This is a genomic window from Algoriphagus aestuariicola (genome assembly GCF_017254835.1).
Taxonomy (GTDB): Bacteria; Bacteroidota; Bacteroidia; order Cytophagales; family Cyclobacteriaceae; genus Algoriphagus; species Algoriphagus aestuariicola.
In genome coordinates this window covers 937400-957969 of sequence record NZ_JAFKCW010000001.1, presented here as the reverse complement: position 1 = coordinate 957969, position 20570 = coordinate 937400, and the positions used below count along the sequence as shown (strand labels likewise).

The window sequence follows — 20570 nt, the reverse complement described above, 5'->3', positions numbered from 1 at the left end:
AGAGACGAATGTAGATGTCAGAAGACAATATCAGCAAGGAAATAAAAGCAAAATTCGGAAATCAGCTTAGAACCCGAGTCAATGGGATTTTGATCGAAGATGACCGCATCCTTCTGGTCAAACATCGCATGGGAAATGGACGCATGCTCTGGTCAGTGCCCGGAGGAGGGATGCACTATGGTACCGATGCTGCAGAGAATCTCCGAAGGGAATTTCTGGAAGAAACCAACTTGGAGATATTCGTTGGCCCGTATCTCTTTGTGCACGAATACCTCGATCCGCCGCTGCATGCGATGGAGCATTTTTTTGAGGTAAAAAGGATAAACGGCAGTGTAAAATTGGGAAATGACCCCGAGCTTTCGGTAGGGAATCAGATTCTTCAAGAGATTTCATGGAAATCCATTGACGAAATCCGCTCCCTTCCAGCCCGTTCACTCCATCAGATCTTTTGGGGAATTAAATCCCTTTCTGAGCTGGGATTGTGGAAGGGATATTTTAATTTTGGAAATAATTCTATAAAATAGCACGTTTTAAAAACCTTCAACCTTAACCAGATTTCTAAATCTCTATCAAAATGAATCTTACAAAAGTTCTCTCATTAGTATTCTTTGCAGTTGCTGCGTTCCTCGGCTATCTTTTATGGAAAGGCGTGGATGACGTAGTAGAAGAAGAAAAAAGAATCGCTTTGCTCGAAGCTGCTACCATCGAAAAGCTGGAAATGCTTCGCGATGCCCAACTGGCTTACCAGGCATCTAATGGGAAGTACGCTAGCACTTGGGATTCATTGAAGACCTTTATCGAAAGCGGTACCATCTGGATCGTTCAAAGGACTGAAACCACCAAGTTGCTGGACTATGGAGCTGAGGAAATTACCGTGAAGTTTGACACCTTGGGTTCTGTGGGTGTGATGGACTCCTTGTTCAACGAAAGAAAGCATCCTGATTTCAACGTGGAACTTCTTCCTGTCGTGCCTGGCACCGGCGGAAAACAATTTGAATTCTTTGCCAGCAAGATCGAGAAAAATGAAGGTGCCTACACTGTAAACGTATTCGAAATCCGCGACCCGTCTCCAGTCAATCCGGCAAGACGAATGAACAACAACGAAAAAGCCTTGAGAGTTGGATCCAGAACCGACGCTTCTACTGAAGGTAACTGGAAATAATCCCTTTGGATTTTGGAAAACAACCTTAAGGTTTATAGAAGTGATAAGTTTGATGTGGAGGACACAGCGGGCTTATCACTTTTTCTTTACCCCCGATCGCTCTTCATATTTGCCAAAGACAAAAACCAGGCGAATATCGTCATCCACCACTACCGCAATTTTGAGCTACAAAATCTTGAGGGGCTATTCAGTACAGATCCTCTGCTGAGAAACGACGTGCCTTCCAAGTTCTATTTTCATCAGCCGGGTTTTAGCCTCGTTCCAGGGGTGCTATTTCAGCCGGGAAAAGAAAGGGAATACCTTCAGTTTGCCGAAAATCCACCTGCCGATCCTCACTTTTTTTCTACCCCACTGGACAGCAACAACCTTCAGGTACTCAGCTTCATCTCATCCAAACTGAGAAAAAATCTCGACGCAAGATTCTCTGAGATCACTTTGCACCACGGCAGCTGTTCTTTTCTTTCCTATCTTTTCAAAGAACGGTTTAATCTAATCGGCCAAGAGATTCTGGTAAACTATTTCGACAGCCATATCTACCTTGCCGCATTTACCGATCAGGATCTCAGCGTTTTCAATTTCTTCAACATCAGCGGGAGGGACGACATCCTCAAGTATGTCCTGATTACCATCGACCAGTTGGCATACGACAGGAATCATGTGAGGGTAAGCCTCTTTGGTGCTACAGAAAAAAGCGACATCACGGAAGCTTGGGGGAGAGATTACTTCCAAAATTTCCGTCTCGTAAATCCGCACTCCAACCAAAACTATTCCCACGGCTTCAAGCATCTCAAGTCTGAAAACGTCTTGGAGTCTTACTGGCAATACGAATAGTGGGGAGAATCGAGCATGTCTCAGGCAACAAAAAATAGGGCGATTATCCATCATGGGAGGTTCCATGTTGCCATAACAAAATCATTATACGCACATGAAAAAGATAGCCATTTTTCCTGGATCTTTTGATCCTTACACCATGGGCCACCACGACATCGTGTTGCGGAGTCTCAATCTTTTTGACGAGGTCATCATAGGAATAGGGTACAATTCTACCAAAAAAAACAGGTATTTCGATATTGACCTGATGGTCTCCAAGATCAAGGGAGTCTATGAGGGGGAAGACAGGGTAAAAGTGGTGGTATACAATGAGCTGACTTCGACACTGGCCAAGACCTACGGTGCCCAATTCTTGATCCGGGGGCTGAGAAACACGACTGATTTTGAATATGAAAATACAATCAGCCAAATGAACCGCTATCTCAATGAGGAACTGGAGACCGTATTTTTGATCACTTCTCCGCAATTCGCCGCTATCAGCTCGACAGTGATTCGTGAGGTACATCGCTATGGCGGAAACGTAAGCGAGTTTCTCCCCTATCCGGTTTAGGATTTGATGTGGTTTTTAAGGTAGTGCTTAAACAAATACCGCATCGAGGGATAGGAATTGATCAAGGCTGTTTTTGCATCTGCCTCGGATAGCCAAACGATGTCGTCAATCCCTTCCTCCGCCTGAGGCTTCATACTAGAATCGTTCACTGAATCCATCGCAAACCAATAAGTCTTCTTAAGGATGCTCTTTCGGTTTTGGGTGTAGGTATGCCAAGTGTTGCAGATGTGGGGCCCCAGCTTTACCCTGACATTGGTCTCCTCCTCCACCTCACGCTTTGCGCATTCTTCCGGAGTCTCTCCCTTGTCAAATTTCCCCTTTGGGAAATCCCATTTGCCCAATCGGAAAATCATCAGGACTTTGTCTTTCTTGGACACAACTCCTCCCGCTGCCTTGATGATCGAAAACCGGCTTTTTATAAAATCCTTCAGCGCCTTTTTGTCCTTGGTCACCAGCGTTATTGAGTCCAGCTCCTTCATCTTTCTGGTCCGAAGTAGATACAGCAACCGGATGATAATGTCATGGCTTGGCTCGCGGAAAAGTATATCCTCTTCCCAATGGATATCCAAAGGCAGCTCCTCAAGATTGGAAAAAGTATAATCAAAAGACTTGGCGGGATCGAGTTCCTCATAGCTCAGCAACTCTACCGGCTTGTCATTGACGAAGATTTTCATGATTAAAATCCAACAATAATGGTGTCTTGGCCAAAAATGCATAAAAAAAACAGGCAGTACAATCTTCAGGTAAATGATTGTACTAATTTTGAAGCCATGGAAATCTTAGACCCAAGCATCGCGGCCGAAGTAGCCGACAAACTCCTGGAAATCCAGGCGATACGCCTCCAACCCACCAAGCCTTTCACCTGGGCATCGGGTTGGAAATCCCCAATCTACTGCGACAACAGGCTTTCTCTTTCCTTCCCCCCTGTCAGAAACCTCATCCGAGACAGCTTGGTAGAAAGCATCCAGCACTTTTTCCAAAATGCAGAAGCCATCGCCGGCGTAGCCACTGCAGGGATTCCTCAAGGTGCACTCATCGCCAACGAGCTTGGGCTCCCGTTTATCTATGTGAGATCCAAACCCAAGGGGCATGGCATGGAAAACATGATCGAAGGGCAGGTAGTCCCCGGTCAAAAGGTCGTGGTAGTTGAGGACTTGGTCTCCACCGGAGGAAGCTCCCTGAAAGCTGCCGAAGATCTTAAAAAGGCTGGATTTGAAGTCTTGGGCATGGTGGCCATATTCAGCTACGGGTTCCCGATAGCCGACGAAAACTTCACCAATGCAGGAATCAAGCTAGTATGTCTGAGTCACTACGACGCACTTCTTCCCCGCGCAGTCGCAAAAAAATACATCACTTCCGAAACGCTGGACTCGCTATCTGAGTGGCGTAAGGATCCGGGAAACTGGATGAAAGACTAGCAAAAAGCCGGAAATCCGGCTTTTTTTCTTCCTGAAACCTAATCCGGGATAAAAGAGCATTACAGGATGACCTTTTTGCAAAGCCGGAAAAATCAGATCAAGGTAGGCGCGCTTGCCACTTTCAGCTTTCGTATGGCCTGCTCCAGAAAATTGGGGATCAGTGTCTCGTTGGTTTTATACACTTTTTCCTGGTCCACCAGATCCTCTAGCATGGATCTGAATTTGGCCTTGCCCTTGAGTTCTATGATTTTCTCTTTGACCATAGGCTTTTTCAGATGTTCGAGAAAACTAACCGGATCAGCTTCAGGATGAAACTGGGTACCCACTATTTCTTCGGAAAATCGAATTGCCATGATCGCCCGCTCAAATTCAACGTGGTTTCGTATTTTCTCCAGGGCGATTAGCTTAGCTCCCAATGCTTTGAATTTTCTACCGTTTGGCTGTACGACCTGATAATCCCTCGAGTCCACTGACCAAAACGGGTTGTCCAAGCCCGCAAAAAGCGGATCATTCAATCCTTCTGGGGTCTTGTGTATCGTGGTGACTCCGAAAGATGTTGACCTTCTCTGGGTGATCTGCCCAAGTCCAAAATGCTTGCAGGCCATCTGGAAGGAATGACAAATCAGCAGAAGCTGCTTTTTTTGTGAATGGTTTTGATTCCAAATCCAGATTTGGTCGAGGAACTCATTGTAGAGCAAGTCCCAATTTCCGTCGCCTTCCCGAGGATCTCCTGGCCCACCAGTAGAGATAAAAATGTCGAAATTCCTAATATCCGGCAGCTCGGCTCTTCCCCTTACGTCAAATTCCCTATAGCTGATTACATCCGAAAACCTGCCCAAAATATCGTGTATACACCGCATGCCTTGATTGGGTTCGCCATCATACATGTCCAGAATAGCCAGATTTACTTTCTTCCTTCCCACGGCGCAGTTAGGTTTGTTTTCAGTAAATGTAAGCATTCGCCGTATTCACGAATACTACACGTTTGAGAATTTATCCTTCGCAAACTTGTCCTTTTATGAGAATCACCTGCTTATCACTCCGTGCTGGAAACAATTGTCCGGAAGGGCAGACTGAAGCCTATCAAAAATTGGCTAGAAACTACCACGCGGAAAATAGAATTCAAATTGGAATTGGACGGCAAACTTCGAACAATCGCCAAATTCGAACAGAATATCAGATGAAAGATCTCACTGACGCCACGACGAAGAAATGGTCAAATCCTAAGCCCGGCAGATTTTGCAAAAAAACGCTTCCGATAAGCGATGCTTGAAATCAAACCGCAGAATATCGACAATACCAAAAAACCCACCATTGTCCATTTACTTGTCGTGAAAAATGAAGCAACGGTCACCAAGAATTCTTGTCTGAGCGGAAAGAGATACAAAATTCTCGATATCGACAAATTCTCAAAAAGATCCATTGTAGCTATGCCAAGCGGAAGCCAAACGACGACCGTGCGCTTCCAGATTTTGAGGAGAAGTCCTGTGAAAAGGAGTCCATAAATCACAATGTAGGGCATATCCAATACCCAGATTCCTACGCTATAGACACTTAGCTGATCTCTATCCAATTGGGCCAAGGCAGCATAAGCATCGTCCGCGGAATAAGCAAACATCAAATCCAAAGCATGCTTTTTAGGCAAAATGGAGTTGAGGAGGCCATTGAACAACACGAAGAGGAAAAACAGCAACAGGAGATTTCTCCATCTGCTGAGAAATTGAAAAAGTGATTTCATGGTAAAAAATTTCAGCGGGGCTAAAGTACCAAAGAAGAAAAAAAGTCAAAAGCTTTGCTGGTTTTATTTTGAAAATCATTTTTACATCCACGGACATCAGTTTTCTGAATCCGTAAACCATTGAGCATACATGGGATAATTTCTGGCTGTCCGCATGATTACTTCACGCATTTCATCACCTATTTCTTTTAGCTTTTTTGCAGGCATACCTCCATAGATCGTATTGGACTCTATCACGGTGCCCGCCAAAACCACAGCGCCAGCTGCTATGACTGAATCGGAGTGAATCACTGCTCCATCCATCACAATGGCTCCCATTCCGATCAGTACCCGATCGTGGATGGTACACCCATGGACGATTGCGTTGTGTGCAATTGAGACCTGATTTCCAATAAAGGTTGGCGCTTTTTGATAAGTACAGTGGATCACCGCTCCATCTTGGATATTGGTGTCATCACCGATTCGGATCTGGTGAACGTCCCCTCGGATTACGGCATTAAACCATACCGTACAGTTTTTTCCCATAACCACATCCCCCACTATTGTTGCATTGGGGGCAAGCCAACACTTTTCCCCAAACTCGGGGGTCTTGTCTTTCACACTGAGGATCAAAGCCATAGGTTTTTGGTAGATGTTGTAGAAAAATTTCAGTCAGAAAATTAAAGATTTTAATTCTATGGTGAACTTTTTGCCACAGAATCAGTTTACGTGTCTATACATATAATTTCAACCAATTCAATCATTTAAAAAATGACAAAAATTAACCAACTAGGACTATTTGTAGCCGCTGCAGCGATCACCTTTGCCTGTGGGGGCCCGAGCAACACAGTGGAAACCTCCGAAGCCCAAGAAGTCGCTGTCGGAGAAGGAAAAACGCTAACCTTGGATACTGCTTCATCCACCATAGGCTGGAGAGGATATAAGCCTGCAGGTGAGCACTATGGTGAAATTCCCGCCGCGAGTGGCGAAGTGACCGTGTCCGGAAATGAGATTACCGGAGGTTCATTCACCTTTGACGTTCCAGGCCTAAAAATCGAAGACATCCCGGCAACTGACGAAAACTACGGCAAGTTGTATGGTCACCTGCAATCTCCTGATTTCTTCGACGCTGCCAATTTCCCAACCGCAAGCTTTGAAATCACTTCTGTCGAACCATTTCATTCGGGAGATTCCATAGCCGACACCGAAGAGTATGCCTCAGAACACGCTCCTAAGCACAATTCTGAATTGACTCCAGCCAATCCAACCCATTGGATAAGCGGCAATCTGACTATGCGCGGAACTACCAAAAACATTAAGTTCCCAGCAGCAGTGAGTGTATCTGAAGGAGAAGTGTCCGCGAAAGCCGGATTTAATATCAATCGAATCGACTGGGGCTTGTCCTATGGTGAGGAATCTGATCCTGCAAACAAAGCCAAAGACCAGTTTATCTACAACAACGTCTCTTTGGAACTGGATGTAACTGCCAAATAAAACCAAAACCACAATGCTAGAAAGAGGAATTCCGCGGAATTCCTCTTTTTTTTGCCTTCCGATGAAGTCCTATCCCCATTTTTATCCAATTCCAAAATCTCGTCTGCTGCCGACGCTGCTTCACTGGGGGGCAAAAAAATTCCCCTACATGGCCTACTTTGAGGGAAATAGTCATGCTTATCCGCAGGGTCCTTTTGACAATTTGTTTTTTGCCGGAAAAACCCGACTGACTGAACAAGAGCTTTTTGAAAAAAACTACCCAAAGGAAAAAGTGGGGGTTCTGTCGTATGATTTCAAAAACAAAATCGAGAACCTGAGCAGCACTAACACCGAATTCTTTCACCTACCGGAACTGTGCTTTTTTGAACCTGAAATTTCCATCCAGCTAACAGAGAATGGTGTCTTTTCAAAGTATCAGCTTTCGGATCAATGGTTAGAAGAACTGGAGGCCTTTGCTCCGCCGCAAGGAGGAAACCTAACCTGCGATGTCGCTCCACAGGTTCCCAAAGACGTCTATTTGGAGAAAATCAAAATTATCCAAAATGAAATTCGGGAGGGCAATACGTACGAGGCGAACTTTTGCCAGGCCTACTCTGGAGAATTTGAGTCCTGGGATCCTGTCGCTGCCTACTTCAGGCTCAACGAACTTTCTAAAATGCCGTTTTCCGGCTTGTTCAAAGCAGAAAACCTATGGTTGGTCTCCGCTTCGCCGGAGCGCTATCTCAAAAAGTGTGGGAATCAGTTGATCGCCCAACCCATCAAAGGAACGACTAAAAGGGGCCAAAACGAGGCCCAAGACACTTTGAATCAAAAATTGCTTCTGGAAAGCGAAAAAGAGCGGGCGGAAAATCTAATGATCACTGACCTGACCCGTAACGACTTGGCCCGGGTTTCAAAAACGGGAACAGTACAAGTGAAGGAGCTCTTTGGAATCTACCCTCTGCCGAGGGTATTTCAGATGATTAGCACAGTTAGGAGTGAGCTGCGGCCGGAGAGTACCTTTAGGCAAATCATCGACGCGACCTTTCCGATGGGAAGCATGACCGGAGCTCCAAAAATCAGCACGATGAAAATCATCGAGCGGGAGGAAACATTTCGCAGGGGCTGGTTTTCTGGAGCATTCGGCTGGATGGATGAGGAAGGCGATTTCGATTTCTCCGTGGTCATTCGCTCCATCATCGCGGATTTGGATGCAAAAAAGCTCTATTTTGGAGTGGGAAGTGCCATCACCATCGATGCTTCTGCTGCGCAGGAATACGAAGAATGTGCACTCAAGGCTGAAGCCATTCTGGAACTGCTAAGTGGAAAACATACCTGACCAATCCCTCTTTATTCGGAAAATCATCCATGTCGATATGGATGCTTTCTACGCCTCAGTCGAACAGTTGGACCATCCCGAATGGCGGGGCAAAGCCCTCGTGGTCGGGGGAAACGAGGCAAGGGGGGTAATCGCGGCGGCCAGCTACGAAGCTCGGAAATACGGTATCTTCTCTGCCATGTCTTCGGTTTTGGCAGCAAAAAAATGCCCCGACCTGATCTTCGCCAGGCCTAGATTCGATCGCTATCGGGAGATTTCACTCCAAATCCGGGAGATCTTCCACGAATACACCGACTTAGTTGAGCCGCTTTCGCTGGACGAGGCATTTTTGGATGTCACCGAAAACAAAGCTGGACTCAAGTCTGCCATTCTGATCGCCAGGCAAATCCGAGCCAAGATCAAAGAAAAAACCGGGCTCAATGCTTCCGCGGGGGTCTCCTACAACAAGTTTTTGGCAAAAACAGCATCGGACCTCAACAAACCAAATGGACAGGCGGTGATTTTGCCAGAAGAAGCCGAGGCGTTTTTGGAAGGACTGCCGATTGGAAAATTCTTCGGTATCGGAAAAGTCACTGCCGAAAAAATGCAAAAACTCGGAATCCACAACGGTGCCGACCTAAAGCAATTCTCGCTTCAGTATCTGACCAGGAAATTTGGCAAGTCGGGACTCCATTACTATAATATCGTTCGGGGAATCCACCTGTCTGCGGTGCAACCCAACCGCATCCGGAAGTCCCTGAGCGCGGAAAACACGTTTGAAAGAGACTTGGTTTCCCCTAAGGAAATGGCAGAAAACCTTATGGCAATCTTCGAGGAACTCATTCGGCGTATTGATAAAAGCGACATCAAAGGCAGAACGGTCACGCTAAAAATCAAACATTCAGACTTCACGCTACAAACCCGAAGCAAGACCTTGGAACAGTATCCCGACCCAGAGCAAATCTGGGAAGTAGCGCTGGAACTCCTCCATCAGGATGGAATCACCAAGCCCGTGCGCCTTTTGGGCCTTGGGCTATCCAATCTTAACGTCACCGAGGAGCAGGCCCATTTTGGAGAGCAATTGAAGATTCCCTTCAATCTTCCTCCAGCCAAGAAATAAACGCAGTACTCCTGCCATTTTGTCCGCATTTTCTTAATTTTGCAACCTGAAGGGCGATTTTTGGGTTTGATTGTTTTCGAATCCGTCAGGCTTCCTTCTAATTCCACAGAATAAACTCCAGTTCATGGATTTGATAAAAGACATAGATATCATTAGTGCCGAAGAGGCGCAAGCCTGCGATTTCAAAACCACGGTGGACGAAAACACCGGAAAATCCAAGAGACTTTACATCGAGAGTTACGGTTGTCAGATGAATTTCTCCGATTCGGAAATCGTCGCTTCAATCATGAAGGAAAACGGTTTCGACACCACTTCTGACTTTGAGCAAGCCGACGTGATCTTCCTGAACACCTGCTCGATACGCGAAAAAGCGGAGCAAACTGTCCGCAAACGCCTTAGCCAATTTAACCAAGTGAAAAAAAACAAGCCTGAGCTGACCATAGGTGTGTTGGGCTGCATGGCTGAGCGCTTGAAGGAAAATTTACTCCAAGAGGAAAAAATCGTAGACGTGGTCGTGGGCCCCGACGCCTACCGGGACCTACCCAACCTCGTTTCCGCAGCCGAGGACGGTCAAAAAGGCGTCAATACCTTTTTGTCACGGGAGGAAACCTACGCCGATATCGCGCCAGTCCGCCTCAACTCCAACGGAGTCACCGCCTTTATCTCCATCATGCGTGGCTGTGACAACATGTGCTCTTTTTGCGTGGTCCCGTTCACCAGAGGAAGAGAGCGGAGTAGAGCCCCCCATTCCATCGTGGCTGAAGCACTCGATCTCTTCGAAAGAGGCTACCGCGAAGTGACCCTACTGGGCCAAAACGTAGACAGCTACAAGTGGTCGCCCGAAGAGAACAACAAAGCCCGTCTGAACAAAAAAGAAGGCGAAGTAAGCGAAGTTGTCAATTTCGCCCATTTGCTGGAGATGGTCGCCAAAGTGAGCCCTCTCCTTCGCGTCCGTTTTTCCACTTCCCATCCCAAAGACATTACAGACGAGGTGCTCTACACAATGCGGAAGTACGACAACATCTGCAAATACATCCACCTTCCTGTTCAGAGTGGCAACAGCCGCGTACTCGAGCTGATGAACCGTACATATGACAGGGAGTGGTATCTAGATCGGGTGGCGGCAATTCGCAGGATTCTCGGCGATGAATGCGGCATATCATCCGATATGATCGCTGGCTTCTGCACAGAGACCGAGGAAGAGCACCAAGACACACTGACCCTGATGGACATCGTGAAGTACGACTTCTCCTACATGTTCTTTTACTCCGAGCGTCCAGGTACGCTGGCGGCGAAAAAATTTGAAGATGACATTCCCTTGGAAATCAAAAAAAGAAGGCTGGCCGAGATTATCGAAAAGCAAAACTCTCTCTCGTACGAGAGAAATCAGCTCGATCTGGGCCAAGAGCAGCTGATCCTGATCGAGGGAACCGCCAAAAAATCAGACCAACAGCTGAAAGGAAGAAACTCCGCCAATAAGGTCGTGATCATCCCAGCCGACCGCGCTAAAAAAGGAGACTACGTCAAGGTCAGAATTACCGACGTCTCCCAAGCCACGCTGTTCGGAGAGGTACTTGAAGTAAATCCTGCTCTCGCATGATTACTCCATCGGAAATCCAAAGCGTCAAGCAGCGCTATGGCATCATCGGCAACAGTCCCCTTCTCAATCAGGCAATCCTCGTTGCGATGCAGGCCGCTCCAACTGATATGACAGTGCTGATCACCGGAGAAAGCGGCAGTGGTAAGGAGAGCTTTTCCAAAATCATCCACGCGCTTTCGCTGCGCAAACACGGCAAGTTCATCGCAATCAACTGTGGAGCCATCCCGGAGGGCACGATAGACTCGGAACTTTTCGGCCATGAAAAGGGCTCCTTCACCGGCGCACATGAAGCCAGAAAAGGGTACTTTGAGGTGACTGACGGCGGCTCAATCTTCCTGGACGAAATCGGCGAAATGCCACTGGGCACGCAGGCTCGCCTGCTTCGGGTCTTGGAAAACGGCGAGTTTATCAAGGTAGGATCCTCAAAAGTCCAGAAGACCAACGTCCGCGTCATCACGGCAACCAACGTCAACCTCCTCAAGGCTGTCGAGAAGGGCAAATTCCGGGAGGATCTCTATTACAGGCTTAACACTGTCCCAATTTATGTACCTCCTTTGAGGGAAAGAGGTGAAGACGTGGTGCTGCTTTTTAGAAAGTTTACTGGCGATTTTTCCGAAAAATATCACGTAAAACCCATCAGTCTCGATGCTCAGGCGCAAGAACTATTGATGCGGTATGCCTTCCCCGGTAATATCCGACAGCTAAAAAATATCGCGGAACAGATCTCTCTTTTGGAAGAAAACCGCGAGGTCAATGCCCAAACACTCTCCAAATACCTGCCTGCTGACACCACACGCCTTCCCATGGCTTTGGGATCCGGAAGTTCTGGAGACCACATCGACTTTTCCGAGCGTGACCTGCTTTACAAAGTCCTTTTTGACATGAAAAAGGACATGAACGACCTTAAAAAGCTCGTTCTTGAATCCTACCAAAATGGAGGAATCAACTCCTCTATCATGCAGAAACACCAAGGCCTTTTCGAAGATATGGATTCGGGATTTTCCCAAAAGGAAAACATGGAAAGCGGTCCTTCCTACCAAGTCCCCCTCGTTTTGGAAGCACAAAAAAACAGCTCTCTCAACAATGATGACTACGAGGAAGATGCCATAGAGGACATTATACATGAGGAGGATGACAATTCCCTTTCCTTGGAAAAGAAGGAAAAGGAAATGATACTCCGAGCCCTCCGCAAGCACAACAACAAACGAAAGTATGCTGCAAGCGATCTGGGGATCTCTGAAAGGACGCTCTACAGAAAAATCAAACAGTATGAGATTGAATAGGCGTTTTTTCCCTTTGCTGTGTTTGGTTTTTCTGGCCCTTCAGGCCTGCTCAGTGAAGTATAGTTTTACCGGCACCAATATCAATTATGAATTGGTCAAAACCTTCTCGGTGGAGAACTTCTTCAACGATTCCGGCGGAGGCCCCCCAAATTTGGAACAACGCTTCACGGAAGCATTCAAGGAATATTACCAGCGAAACACGCAGCTGGAGCTGGTCAATACCAATGGGCAGCTGCAATTTTCCGGTGCCATCAGCCGATACACCCTTACCCCTCAAGCTGCCGTCTCGAGCAATGATCCCAATCTGCCGGACCGGGCCGGCCAGATGCGACTTACCATCACCGTGGAAGTAGAATACATCAACCTGGCCAACGAAGAAGAAAGCAAAACACAGCCATTTAGCTTCTTCAAGGACTACGATCCCAGGACTGTAACCCTGCTGGACGTGGAAAACCAACTCGTGGAGGAAATTTTCGAAGTCATCATCCAGGATATCTTCACCGCGACGGTAGCCAACTGGTAATTTTGCTATATTCAAAATCAAAACCCAGCCTGTGAACGCCACTCAATTCCTTGATCTCATTCAAAAAGCCGATCTCTTGGAAAAGGCCGATCTCCTGCAGCTCAAAAAAGTCCAGGAGAACTTCCCCTATTTCCAGATTCCGCACGTTCTCGCTGCCAGGTATGAGTATTTGAAAAACGGAGCAAAAAAAAGCAAAGCACTGGGTCAAGCTGCTATTACCAGTCCAGACCGGATATGGCTGAAAACGTTGATCGAAAAGCCTCTCGCCATAGAATCCACATCGGACGGAATTAAAGTAGACTTCCTGCCGGAAAGCCCCGAAAACATTTCTGATCCGTCAAAGAGAACCGAATCCCTCAAAAAATTGGGACAGCAGCTGAAAGCCTCGAATCCAGATGGGGCTGAAGCGAAAGCAGAGAAACCCACGGCAAAGAGACGCCAGCCTCCGAAAGACGACCTGATTGAGACGATCAAGCGAAAGGAAAAAAAGGCTATTCTAGATGCTAAGAAAAAAGAGCAGATTGACCTGATCAAGGCATTCAGCAAAAAAGACATCAAGCTGGCAACGATCAAAGAAATAGAAGCCAACCAAAACACCGAAAACCTAGCTGAGTCGAGTACCAAACTTAACGACAACCTACTTTCCGAGTCCTTTGCGAAGATTTTGATCAACCAAGGAAAAAAAGCCATGGCAAGGGAAATTTATGAGAAGCTGATTTTGAAGTTTCCCGAGAAAAGGGCTTACTTTGCGGACTTGATTGAAAAACTGAAAGAATAATTTAACAGATATGTTTACAGTATTGATTACAATTATTTTGATTTTGGCGGTGTTGCTGATCTTGGTGATCTTGGGCCAAAACTCAAAAGGAGGAGCCGGAGCGGCTTTCGGAGGCAGCGCTTCCCAGATCATGGGAGTGACCAGAACAGGAAATGTATTGGAAAAAGCCACTTGGGTCCTTGCGGTTTCAATCTTGGCTTTGTCACTGGTGTCGTCCGCTTTCTATACCAACAGTCAGCCAAACCAATTCTCTTCCCCAAACATTGAAAGCGCCAAGCAGCAAGTAGTAGCTCCGGCATTTGGTGACGAGAGCCTACTTCCATCAACTGACACTGCGGCGTCCACAGCAACGGAAGAAGATACCACAGGTAACTAATCCAAAGGCATAGATCAAAAAAATCCCGCTTTGAGCGGGATTTTTTTTATCCCTGAAATCGCAAATGCCTGACAGGTACTGGATCAGGAAAAGCTTCTCATTTATTACAAGGCCAACGAAACACCGATTTAGTCCAGGTTTTCGTCCCCAGTGCTATTTGACCTCAAACCAAGCCTTTTCGTGTTTGATTTTTCCCGAGGAGTCCATGACCGTCGCTTCGATCAGATATCTGCCCTTCACCCAGGATGCCGTGACCGTTACGCCAGAAACTGAGGCACGTCTCCCGAAGACTTCCGACCAATGTAAAACGGTCCGCCAGTCCGTTTCCTTCGAATATTCCCTAGGCACCTCGAACAGCCTTTCCTTCTCCATGACCGGAGGCTGCAGCCCCGAATAGGGTATAAAAACAGCCTTCTCGGAAAGTGGAAAACCGCCAAATTCATGGTCGAAAGAACTGAAGCTGACCACGCCAGCAAACCTTGCGTCGTTCAGAAAAAACGGGCGAGAATAAATTTCCAGTTGCTTGAACTTGGAGGGATTGAACCGAAGCAGCCGATCCGGCTCAAAAACCGGCATGGCATCCAGCAATATCAGTGGGCTCTCCTCAAAGGACCTTTCCTGCAGAGCATTTAGTACGCGAAGCTCCTTGTGGCGGTCTCGGGTCCTAACCAATACCTCCGGTACGTACTCCTTGATATGCGTCTCCACGTCCTCGAAACGGATGTAGTCGTCCAGCAAAAAAGTGCGATCCGGAACAAACCCCTCCACGACCGGGATATCATTTTGTTCAAATTCCTGCGCAAAGTAGCCACCGATCTGGCTTCCTAGGAGCAATTTTCTGAGGAAGGTCGAATCGGACGGGCTGATTTCCAGCGTCGGAAAACTAAAATCTTGTCGAAACTTGGTTGGCGGGCTAGGCGCGACAATCTCAAAATCGCCCAGGGGTTGATTTTCATCTCGCTGCGCAATTAGGTAATCCCAGTGTCTGAATCCTCCGGCATCAATTAACAAATTGCCTTTCCCGTTTTTCCTGTCAGTAAACAGGGCGGATTTTTTGCCATGCAGAGAAAGAAAATAAAGTCCAGAACCGCTAGAGTCTCTCCCATCTATTTGGGCCTTCGCTTCGATGATATGCCCAAAGAACTCGGGTACCAATGCTTTTGCTTCCAACTTGTCATAGAGGATTTTTGACAAATGCCGCCCTCGACTGTCCAGAAAAGGATTGGCAACGGCGACAGAAAGCTCTATCAAGCTGTCCGATCCAATGTAGTTCACGCGAAGCTGCTCTCCGGGCGATAGGCTAGAATGGGAAAACTCCAAAAATTCGGAAGGAACCTCCTCTATCGACAAAACCTCTCGCGACTCCACCACCTTTGGAGGGATATGTGGGTTGAACACCGTCACAAATTCCTGCACGAGTCCGATATCGGGATTTTGATAGGGACTCACCCGTGTAAATAGCCGCAGCAGATAATGGTCTGAAGGCAGACCGCTCGGGATCTCAAGATAATTGAAAGCCAAACCGTCTTGGAGTGGGATCTTTGCCAGGGCGACAGATTCGCTGTGGCGATTCCAGAGTTCGGCATAGACGACGCGGGAAGGCGTGGGTCCAGAGGAAATGGCTACGTCGATGGAAAGCCAAATTTTCTCCCCCGTGAAATAGACCGTCTTCGGAATGGAAAAACCGACCGTCTCTTCGAAGTTCGGCTGGATTTGGGCAAGGGCACTTTCCCCCAAGCCAAGGAGAAAAAATCCAAAAAGCGCATGGATAATTTTCATGGTCAATCCTCCCAAAAATCTGGTTTTACATTGCTTCCCCTGAGCGTACAGTCAACACACCTTCTCAAGGCCGAACGATATCCAATGATTGAGCTTTCCACAAAGACGGCCATCGCCGGAAACTTGACTCCCGTGCCAAAGCGTTCCTCAAAACCACTTGCCGAAACCGTGTCGGCATCCAGTTCACAATCATAATATGCTTCCAGGTTGTTGACCCAAGGGCTCACCTCCTGCACTCCAATGAACATTCTGCGCTCCTGTATCACGCCTAGGCTGACGAAGCCGATGACCGGGGCAGATGGATCCAGGTCCTTGCTGACATTGCCGGTGATATTTGACGGCATAGGGCTGAAGATAGTCCCGATGTCATCGGTATTCTTGCGCATGGTCTCCCAAAACTCCGCCGCCTCCGGCGACAGTGCCATCTGGGAAACCAAAATGCTGTACCTAGTAGAAAGCCGTTCGTCTCCCGGAATGATGCGGGTAATGGGTTTCTTAAAAATCACACCTTCGTCAAAGTTGGAGGAAGTCTCCAAAATGAGATCCGAGCTATTCAGCGTTCGAAAGCAAAGGTAGATAGTCTCCTCCGGACGCCTGGTGTCCACTTCCCCTGTTTCAGGACGATAGATATACGGGGAGACAAATTTCGGGGAGAAGGCATAGGTTTCTGTGAAGGTCCACAAAAAGTCCTCAACCGTGCCGGAACCCTTTGTGGTGATGTAGACTTCCACCCCACGCTCATCTTTTTCAAAGCCAATATCCTCAATCGGCGTGGAGATCAGGGGGTGGAGCGATTCGGATGTGTAGCCCTCCCCCTCCAACAGAATCTTCAGGCGATAACTCCCTTCCTCCTCTATATCCTGTGCAAATTGATAAAAGCCGTCTCCAACATCCACGAGAGGATAGCGATTGCCTTCGGAGCTTTCCAGAAAGACCTCGGCACCGACCGCAGGCGTCGAACCAGGCCCCAGATTGTCGCCGTATATTCTCCGTGTATAGCCCAGGTAGAGTTCACTCGGCTTACCCTCCGTATCCAGATATCCTTCCACAGTAAGTACGCGAAGATTCGCCTCTGATAGTTCGGGCTCAAATGGTTCTTTGCATGCGAAAAGCGAAAGAACCAAAAAAAGAAACACTATCCCCTTTCTCATTAAAATCTGAAATTATAGGTGACATAGGGAATCGGCCGTGCAAAAATCGACAGCTGATACCCTCTCAGCTGACCCTGGTCTGGCACGAAATACACCGAATAGGGATTGCTTCTACCCAAAAGATTGTACACGCCCAGAGACCAAGAGGAATGGGCCAACTTGTCGACTTTGTGGCTTCCCTCCAGATTGAGGCTGAGGTCGATCCGGAAATAATCCGGAATTCGATAGGCATTGCGATCGGTATAGTAGACGCGCTCTGATCCACCGTAGTCAAATTCCGCCGCGGGCAGTGTGATTGGCCTTCCGGTACTATAGCTAAGATTGACTGTGGTGTTGATTCTTTTGGTGGCTTCATAGTTGGCCACCACGACCAAGTTGTGGGGTTGGTCAAAGTTGCTTGGATACGCCTTGCCCTTGTTGATCTTCTCGACACTGGGCTCGTCGGAGGTTTTCAGCAACGAGCGGCTATAGGTGTAGGCTAAAGAGCCCCGGAGATTGCCCATATTTTTTTTGATCAAAAACTCGGCGCCATAGGACTTTCCATCCGTGTTGAGCGCATCTTGCTCCAAATGCTCATTGAGTATAATGGAGGCTCCAGAGCGATAGTCCAGGAGATTTTCCATTTCGCGATAGAAAAATTCCGTGGACACTTCGACTGAATTTTTGAAGATCGTCCTAAAATAACCTACCGAGGCCTGTTGTCCCAGCTGGGGCTTGAGATAGCGGTCGCTCAGCTTCCAACTGTCTGTGGGGGTGATTACCGAACTGTTGGAAAGCAGGTGGATATTCTGCCTCATCGTGCTGAGACCCAGTTTAAGCGAGGATTTTTTGTCCAACAAATACCTCCCTCCAAATCGCAACTCAGGGCCATGGTAGGTCTGGACTACCTCTCTCGGTCCAAAATCCACTTCTCCGGATACGTTTCCCGGACTATAGGGCATGCCCTCCGCGTAGGTTTTGAATTGCGCCGGTCCCAAAAGCTGATAGAGCATGTAACGTACTCCAAAGTTGAACGCCAGCCTATCAGTCCACTGAAACTCATCACCGATGAACAGTGAAAATTCCCGTCCCTCTTCCCTGTCCAGCTGTCTGTCCGTCACGATGGACTCCGCACCATGCGGGCTCATATGCCCCGGATTCAGCAAGTATTGTATGCCTTGGAAGCCGAAGTCAAGCAAGTGTTTCTCGGTTCGGTATTCAAAGTCAGTCCTGAGCTGGAGCTGGGCGATATCGAATCCATAGTCAAAGGAGTTGAGAGGATTGTCGAGGCCTTCTATGTTGAATTCATAGGCGTCTCGGGACAGCGTGATTTTGCCCTCCAGGCGCTCACTGATGTACCTCCGCCATGATAGCGCAAGGTTGAGATTTTTATAGGAATACGATGTGTCTGGATCAAATCGAAACTGGTCCCGGCTTCCATAGCTGGTCAGTTCCAGGGAATTTTTTTCATTGATCTGATGCCGTAAGTTGGCGTTCCAGTCGTAAAAATTGACTTGGCTGCCCGAAAGCTCGGCATTCTCCTCCAACAAGTCCAAGGCCCAATTGGAATAAGTCCCCCTAGCGCCGACCACAAAAGTGGTGTTTTCCCCCAGCGGCCCATCTACACTGAGTCTGCTGGTGAGTATGCCGATTCCCCCGGATCCCCCGATTTTTTCCTTCCTGCCAAACTGTGGCTCTATCGCCAGCACGGAAGAGAGTCGTCCTCCATAGTTCACCGGTACCGTGCTCTTGTGCAGCTCGACTCCGGAAACCATATCGGAGTTAAATGCGGAGAAAAAGCCAAAAACATGGGAAGGGTTGAATACAGTGGAAGCGCCATACAGGATCAGGTTTTGGTCGGCGGATCCACCGCGGACGTTGAATCCTACCGTAGCCTCTCCAGCAGTATTGACGCCGGGAACCGTGAGGATTCCGCGCAAAATATCCACCTCTCCCATTACAGCGGGAAGACGCTTGACCTCCGCAATGCTCAGGGATTGCACCCCCATTTCAAGCTTATTGACCTGCGACAGTGCACCAGAACTTACAACCACTTCGTCCAGAGAGAGGACACTCTCGGGGATTTCCACATTGAGGATGCCGTCTCCTTTGAGATCGATATGCCGAGGTTCCTGATATCCGCCTATGCTTTGCACATAGAGCGTGTGCCGACCTTTGTCCAGTGTAATGGAATACCTTCCCTCCCGGTCAGCAACGGTTTGTGTGAAATTCACCTTTTCTACCACCACAGCGCCGGGCATGGGCTTGCCATATTCCACGCTTGAGACTATGCCGCTGAGCGTTGCCTTTTTGGATTCTGGATTGTCCGTCTCCCTTCCTATGGCAAATACTTGGTTTTTCGCAAAAGCACCCAATCCATCCTCAGTCCGAGGTGGAATGGAGTCAAACTGCAGCTCAAAGTAGCCTGTGGAAAATCCCAGAGTAATCGGCTTCCCCTTGGTAATCCACACTTTCCTGTCCCCATCAATGACGAAGAAAAGGCCGGTTCCAGCCAACACTTGGCCAAGAAGCGTACGCAGCTCCACATCCTGGGCCTGCAAGTTCACCATCAATCCCTGAGTATCTGACTCACGAAACACGAAACGATACCCTGTCTCGAACTCGATGGACTGGACAAAACGGAAAAATGGCATTTCACGGTATATCCCGGATACCCGAACGGAGTCCTGTTGTGCTACCGCTCCAAGGCCGCAAAACAGCAAAACCACAATTGCAAGCACGCACTTCATCTCGATGGAAAGCTTTGGAAGGGTTCGGCTTTTTCTTCCCTCAGACGGAGCAGCTCCTTGAGATAGGCCTCGGGATCGTGCTTGAAGTTCTGCTTCATTCCTTTGAAATGGCCCGCTACCTCCTTCTTGGATAGGCCCAATCCGGCGATCGCCTCACTCTTGCTGCCCGCCTGCCAAAACTCTCCCTGAAACCAAAAGAAGAAATCCTGTCCTGGCTTAAATTCCCGGGTAATCAACCCTGGCTCCTTCACAGACTCTATACTTCGATAGTGCTTTTTCAGAAGCATGGGCTCGCCTACTGCCACTACCTGATAGAATCCCCGTTTGTGCCGACCGTACCCGGGGTTGTTTTCGATATTCAAAAAAACGACTCCATCTGAGAAAACGAATTTCTCGACTTTGGCTGCCTTGATTTGAACCATTTGGTTGTAAAGCGGATGGACGACCAGAACCTCATCATGCCAGGCATCATAGCGCAGCTGCACCTTGGGGTATCTAAGCCCGTTAATCCAGATCTCACCGAAGTCAAATTGCTGCGACTCGTAGTAAGGCGATCCCAGATATCCCGCTGGAGCATCGACATATTGTCCTCCACTGACTGCCTCCTGAAACAGAGGTAAAGTCCGCTGGTACCAGGCCAATTGTTCAGCATCTAAATGAGTCTCCTGTCCAATCGCCGGATTGGCAATCGGATGGAACAGGATCAAGAGAAAAAATATGGCTCTTCTCATAGGTTATCGGGGCAAAAGGCCAATTAATGAG

General features: G+C 47.9%; 21 protein-coding genes. 13 read left to right on the top strand and 8 right to left on the bottom strand.

The window, feature by feature from the left end; genetic code table 11:
• The first annotated feature begins 14 nt into the window (after positions 1-14).
• The 4 genes from J0A67_RS04100 to coaD all read left to right on the top strand — a co-directional run bounded on the left by J0A67_RS04100 (position 15) and on the right by coaD (position 2543).
• Positions 15-524: an NUDIX domain-containing protein gene (locus tag J0A67_RS04100; RefSeq protein ID WP_206567994.1), complete on the top strand. Its 510-nt coding sequence runs from the start codon at positions 15-17 to the stop codon at positions 522-524.
• Positions 525-574: 50 nt separating this feature from the next.
• Complete coding sequence (locus J0A67_RS04095; protein WP_206567993.1) at positions 575-1162, top strand: hypothetical protein; 588 nt, start codon at positions 575-577, stop codon at positions 1160-1162.
• A 12-nt stretch (positions 1163-1174) separates the two neighbouring features.
• A complete protein-coding gene (locus tag J0A67_RS04090; RefSeq protein ID WP_206567992.1) occupies positions 1175-1993 on the top strand; it encodes a DUF3822 family protein in 819 nt (272 codons plus the stop codon).
• 94 nt (positions 1994-2087) lie between these two features.
• A complete protein-coding gene (gene coaD, locus J0A67_RS04085; RefSeq protein WP_206567991.1) occupies positions 2088-2543 on the top strand; it encodes a pantetheine-phosphate adenylyltransferase in 456 nt (151 codons plus the stop codon).
• Here the strand turns inward: coaD and J0A67_RS04080 are convergent.
• Positions 2540-3217 carry an NUDIX hydrolase gene (locus tag J0A67_RS04080; protein WP_206567990.1) on the bottom strand — a complete coding sequence of 226 codons (678 nt, stop codon included), beginning with the start codon at positions 3215-3217 and terminating at the stop codon, positions 2540-2542. The genes coaD and J0A67_RS04080 overlap by 4 nt on opposite strands.
• A 96-nt stretch (positions 3218-3313) precedes the next feature.
• Between J0A67_RS04080 and pyrE the strand changes: the two genes are divergently transcribed.
• A complete protein-coding gene (gene pyrE, locus J0A67_RS04075) occupies positions 3314-3961 on the top strand; it encodes an orotate phosphoribosyltransferase (protein WP_241265057.1) in 648 nt (215 codons plus the stop codon).
• Positions 3962-4053: 92 nt separating this feature from the next.
• Here the strand turns inward: pyrE and J0A67_RS04070 are convergent, their stop codons facing one another.
• The 3 genes from J0A67_RS04070 to J0A67_RS04060 all read right to left on the bottom strand — a co-directional run bounded on the left by J0A67_RS04070 (position 4054) and on the right by J0A67_RS04060 (position 6317).
• Positions 4054-4920, bottom strand: a complete 867-nt coding sequence (locus tag J0A67_RS04070; RefSeq protein WP_206567989.1) for a type 1 glutamine amidotransferase — start codon at positions 4918-4920, stop codon at positions 4054-4056.
• A 257-nt stretch (positions 4921-5177) separates the two neighbouring features.
• On the bottom strand, positions 5178-5699 hold the full coding sequence (locus tag J0A67_RS04065) for a hypothetical protein (protein WP_206567988.1): 522 nt from the start codon (positions 5697-5699) through the stop codon (positions 5178-5180).
• Between the two features lie 96 nt (positions 5700-5795).
• Positions 5796-6317 (bottom strand): gamma carbonic anhydrase family protein, encoded by a 522-nt coding sequence (locus J0A67_RS04060; RefSeq protein WP_206567987.1) that lies wholly within the window; start codon positions 6315-6317, stop codon positions 5796-5798.
• Between the two features lie 132 nt (positions 6318-6449).
• Here J0A67_RS04060 and J0A67_RS04055 point away from each other — a divergent pair, with 132 nt between their 5' ends.
• The 8 genes from J0A67_RS04055 to secG all read left to right on the top strand — a co-directional run bounded on the left by J0A67_RS04055 (position 6450) and on the right by secG (position 14149).
• Positions 6450-7172, top strand: coding sequence for a YceI family protein (locus J0A67_RS04055; RefSeq protein WP_206567986.1), 723 nt, complete (start codon positions 6450-6452; stop codon positions 7170-7172).
• 13 nt (positions 7173-7185) lie between these two features.
• A complete protein-coding gene (locus J0A67_RS04050) occupies positions 7186-8490 on the top strand; it encodes an anthranilate synthase component I family protein (protein ID WP_241265056.1) in 1305 nt (434 codons plus the stop codon).
• Positions 8483-9589, top strand: a complete 1107-nt coding sequence (gene dinB / locus J0A67_RS04045; RefSeq protein WP_438839588.1) for a DNA polymerase IV — start codon at positions 8483-8485, stop codon at positions 9587-9589. Before J0A67_RS04050 ends, dinB begins: the two co-directional genes overlap by 8 nt.
• Before the next feature lie 124 nt (positions 9590-9713).
• On the top strand, positions 9714-11189 hold the full coding sequence (miaB, locus tag J0A67_RS04040) for a tRNA (N6-isopentenyl adenosine(37)-C2)-methylthiotransferase MiaB (RefSeq protein WP_206567984.1): 1476 nt from the start codon (positions 9714-9716) through the stop codon (positions 11187-11189).
• Positions 11186-12472 carry a sigma-54 interaction domain-containing protein gene (locus J0A67_RS04035; RefSeq protein WP_206567983.1) on the top strand — a complete coding sequence of 429 codons (1287 nt, stop codon included), beginning with the start codon at positions 11186-11188 and terminating at the stop codon, positions 12470-12472. Before miaB ends, J0A67_RS04035 begins: the two co-directional genes overlap by 4 nt.
• Positions 12459-12995, top strand: coding sequence for an LPS assembly lipoprotein LptE (lptE, locus tag J0A67_RS04030; RefSeq protein WP_206567982.1), 537 nt, complete (start codon positions 12459-12461; stop codon positions 12993-12995). The genes J0A67_RS04035 and lptE overlap by 14 nt, the downstream gene beginning before the upstream one ends.
• 31 nt (positions 12996-13026) lie before the next feature.
• Positions 13027-13773, top strand: a complete 747-nt coding sequence (locus J0A67_RS04025) for a DUF8458 domain-containing protein (protein ID WP_206567981.1) — start codon at positions 13027-13029, stop codon at positions 13771-13773.
• A 10-nt stretch (positions 13774-13783) separates the two neighbouring features.
• Positions 13784-14149, top strand: coding sequence for a preprotein translocase subunit SecG (gene secG / locus J0A67_RS04020; protein ID WP_206567980.1), 366 nt, complete (start codon positions 13784-13786; stop codon positions 14147-14149).
• Positions 14150-14302: 153 nt separating this feature from the next.
• Here secG and J0A67_RS04015 read toward each other — a convergent pair whose 3' ends face one another.
• From J0A67_RS04015 to J0A67_RS04000, 4 genes are read right to left on the bottom strand one after another with little or no spacing between them, the layout of a single operon-like run.
• Complete coding sequence (locus tag J0A67_RS04015; protein WP_206567979.1) at positions 14303-15928, bottom strand: hypothetical protein; 1626 nt, start codon at positions 15926-15928, stop codon at positions 14303-14305.
• A 2-nt stretch (positions 15929-15930) separates the two neighbouring features.
• A complete protein-coding gene (locus tag J0A67_RS04010) occupies positions 15931-17079 on the bottom strand; it encodes a DUF4249 domain-containing protein (protein WP_206567978.1) in 1149 nt (382 codons plus the stop codon).
• Positions 17079-19808 carry a TonB-dependent receptor gene (locus J0A67_RS04005; RefSeq protein WP_206567977.1) on the bottom strand — a complete coding sequence of 910 codons (2730 nt, stop codon included), beginning with the start codon at positions 19806-19808 and terminating at the stop codon, positions 17079-17081. The genes J0A67_RS04010 and J0A67_RS04005 overlap by 1 nt, the downstream gene beginning before the upstream one ends.
• On the bottom strand, positions 19805-20539 hold the full coding sequence (locus J0A67_RS04000) for a hypothetical protein (RefSeq protein ID WP_206567976.1): 735 nt from the start codon (positions 20537-20539) through the stop codon (positions 19805-19807). Before J0A67_RS04000 ends, J0A67_RS04005 begins: the two co-directional genes overlap by 4 nt.
• Positions 20540-20570: the final 31 nt, after the last annotated feature.

Bases quoted from the DNA above. Each gene is read 5' to 3' on its own strand.
- J0A67_RS04100 (WP_206567994.1), top strand. From the start codon at position 15: ATGTCAGAAGACAATATCAGCAAGGAAATAAAAGCAAAATTCGGAAAT.
- J0A67_RS04095 (WP_206567993.1), top strand. From the start codon at position 575: ATGAATCTTACAAAAGTTCTCTCATTAGTATTCTTTGCAGTTGCTGCG.
- coaD (WP_206567991.1), top strand. From the start codon at position 2,088: ATGAAAAAGATAGCCATTTTTCCTGGATCTTTTGATCCTTACACCATG.
- J0A67_RS04080 (WP_206567990.1), bottom strand. From the start codon at position 3,217: ATGAAAATCTTCGTCAATGACAAGCCGGTAGAGTTGCTGAGCTATGAG.
- pyrE (WP_241265057.1), top strand. From the start codon at position 3,314: ATGGAAATCTTAGACCCAAGCATCGCGGCCGAAGTAGCCGACAAACTC.
- J0A67_RS04070 (WP_206567989.1), bottom strand. From the start codon at position 4,920: ATGCTTACATTTACTGAAAACAAACCTAACTGCGCCGTGGGAAGGAAG.
- J0A67_RS04065 (WP_206567988.1), bottom strand. From the start codon at position 5,699: ATGAAATCACTTTTTCAATTTCTCAGCAGATGGAGAAATCTCCTGTTG.
- J0A67_RS04060 (WP_206567987.1), bottom strand. From the start codon at position 6,317: ATGGCTTTGATCCTCAGTGTGAAAGACAAGACCCCCGAGTTTGGGGAA.
- J0A67_RS04055 (WP_206567986.1), top strand. From the start codon at position 6,450: ATGACAAAAATTAACCAACTAGGACTATTTGTAGCCGCTGCAGCGATC.
- J0A67_RS04050 (WP_241265056.1), top strand. From the start codon at position 7,186: ATGCTAGAAAGAGGAATTCCGCGGAATTCCTCTTTTTTTTGCCTTCCG.
- miaB (WP_206567984.1), top strand. From the start codon at position 9,714: ATGGATTTGATAAAAGACATAGATATCATTAGTGCCGAAGAGGCGCAA.
- J0A67_RS04035 (WP_206567983.1), top strand. From the start codon at position 11,186: ATGATTACTCCATCGGAAATCCAAAGCGTCAAGCAGCGCTATGGCATC.
- lptE (WP_206567982.1), top strand. From the start codon at position 12,459: ATGAGATTGAATAGGCGTTTTTTCCCTTTGCTGTGTTTGGTTTTTCTG.
- secG (WP_206567980.1), top strand. From the start codon at position 13,784: ATGTTTACAGTATTGATTACAATTATTTTGATTTTGGCGGTGTTGCTG.
- J0A67_RS04015 (WP_206567979.1), bottom strand. From the start codon at position 15,928: ATGAAAATTATCCATGCGCTTTTTGGATTTTTTCTCCTTGGCTTGGGG.
- J0A67_RS04010 (WP_206567978.1), bottom strand. From the start codon at position 17,079: ATGAGAAAGGGGATAGTGTTTCTTTTTTTGGTTCTTTCGCTTTTCGCA.
- J0A67_RS04005 (WP_206567977.1), bottom strand. From the start codon at position 19,808: ATGAAGTGCGTGCTTGCAATTGTGGTTTTGCTGTTTTGCGGCCTTGGA.
- J0A67_RS04000 (WP_206567976.1), bottom strand. From the start codon at position 20,539: ATGAGAAGAGCCATATTTTTTCTCTTGATCCTGTTCCATCCGATTGCC.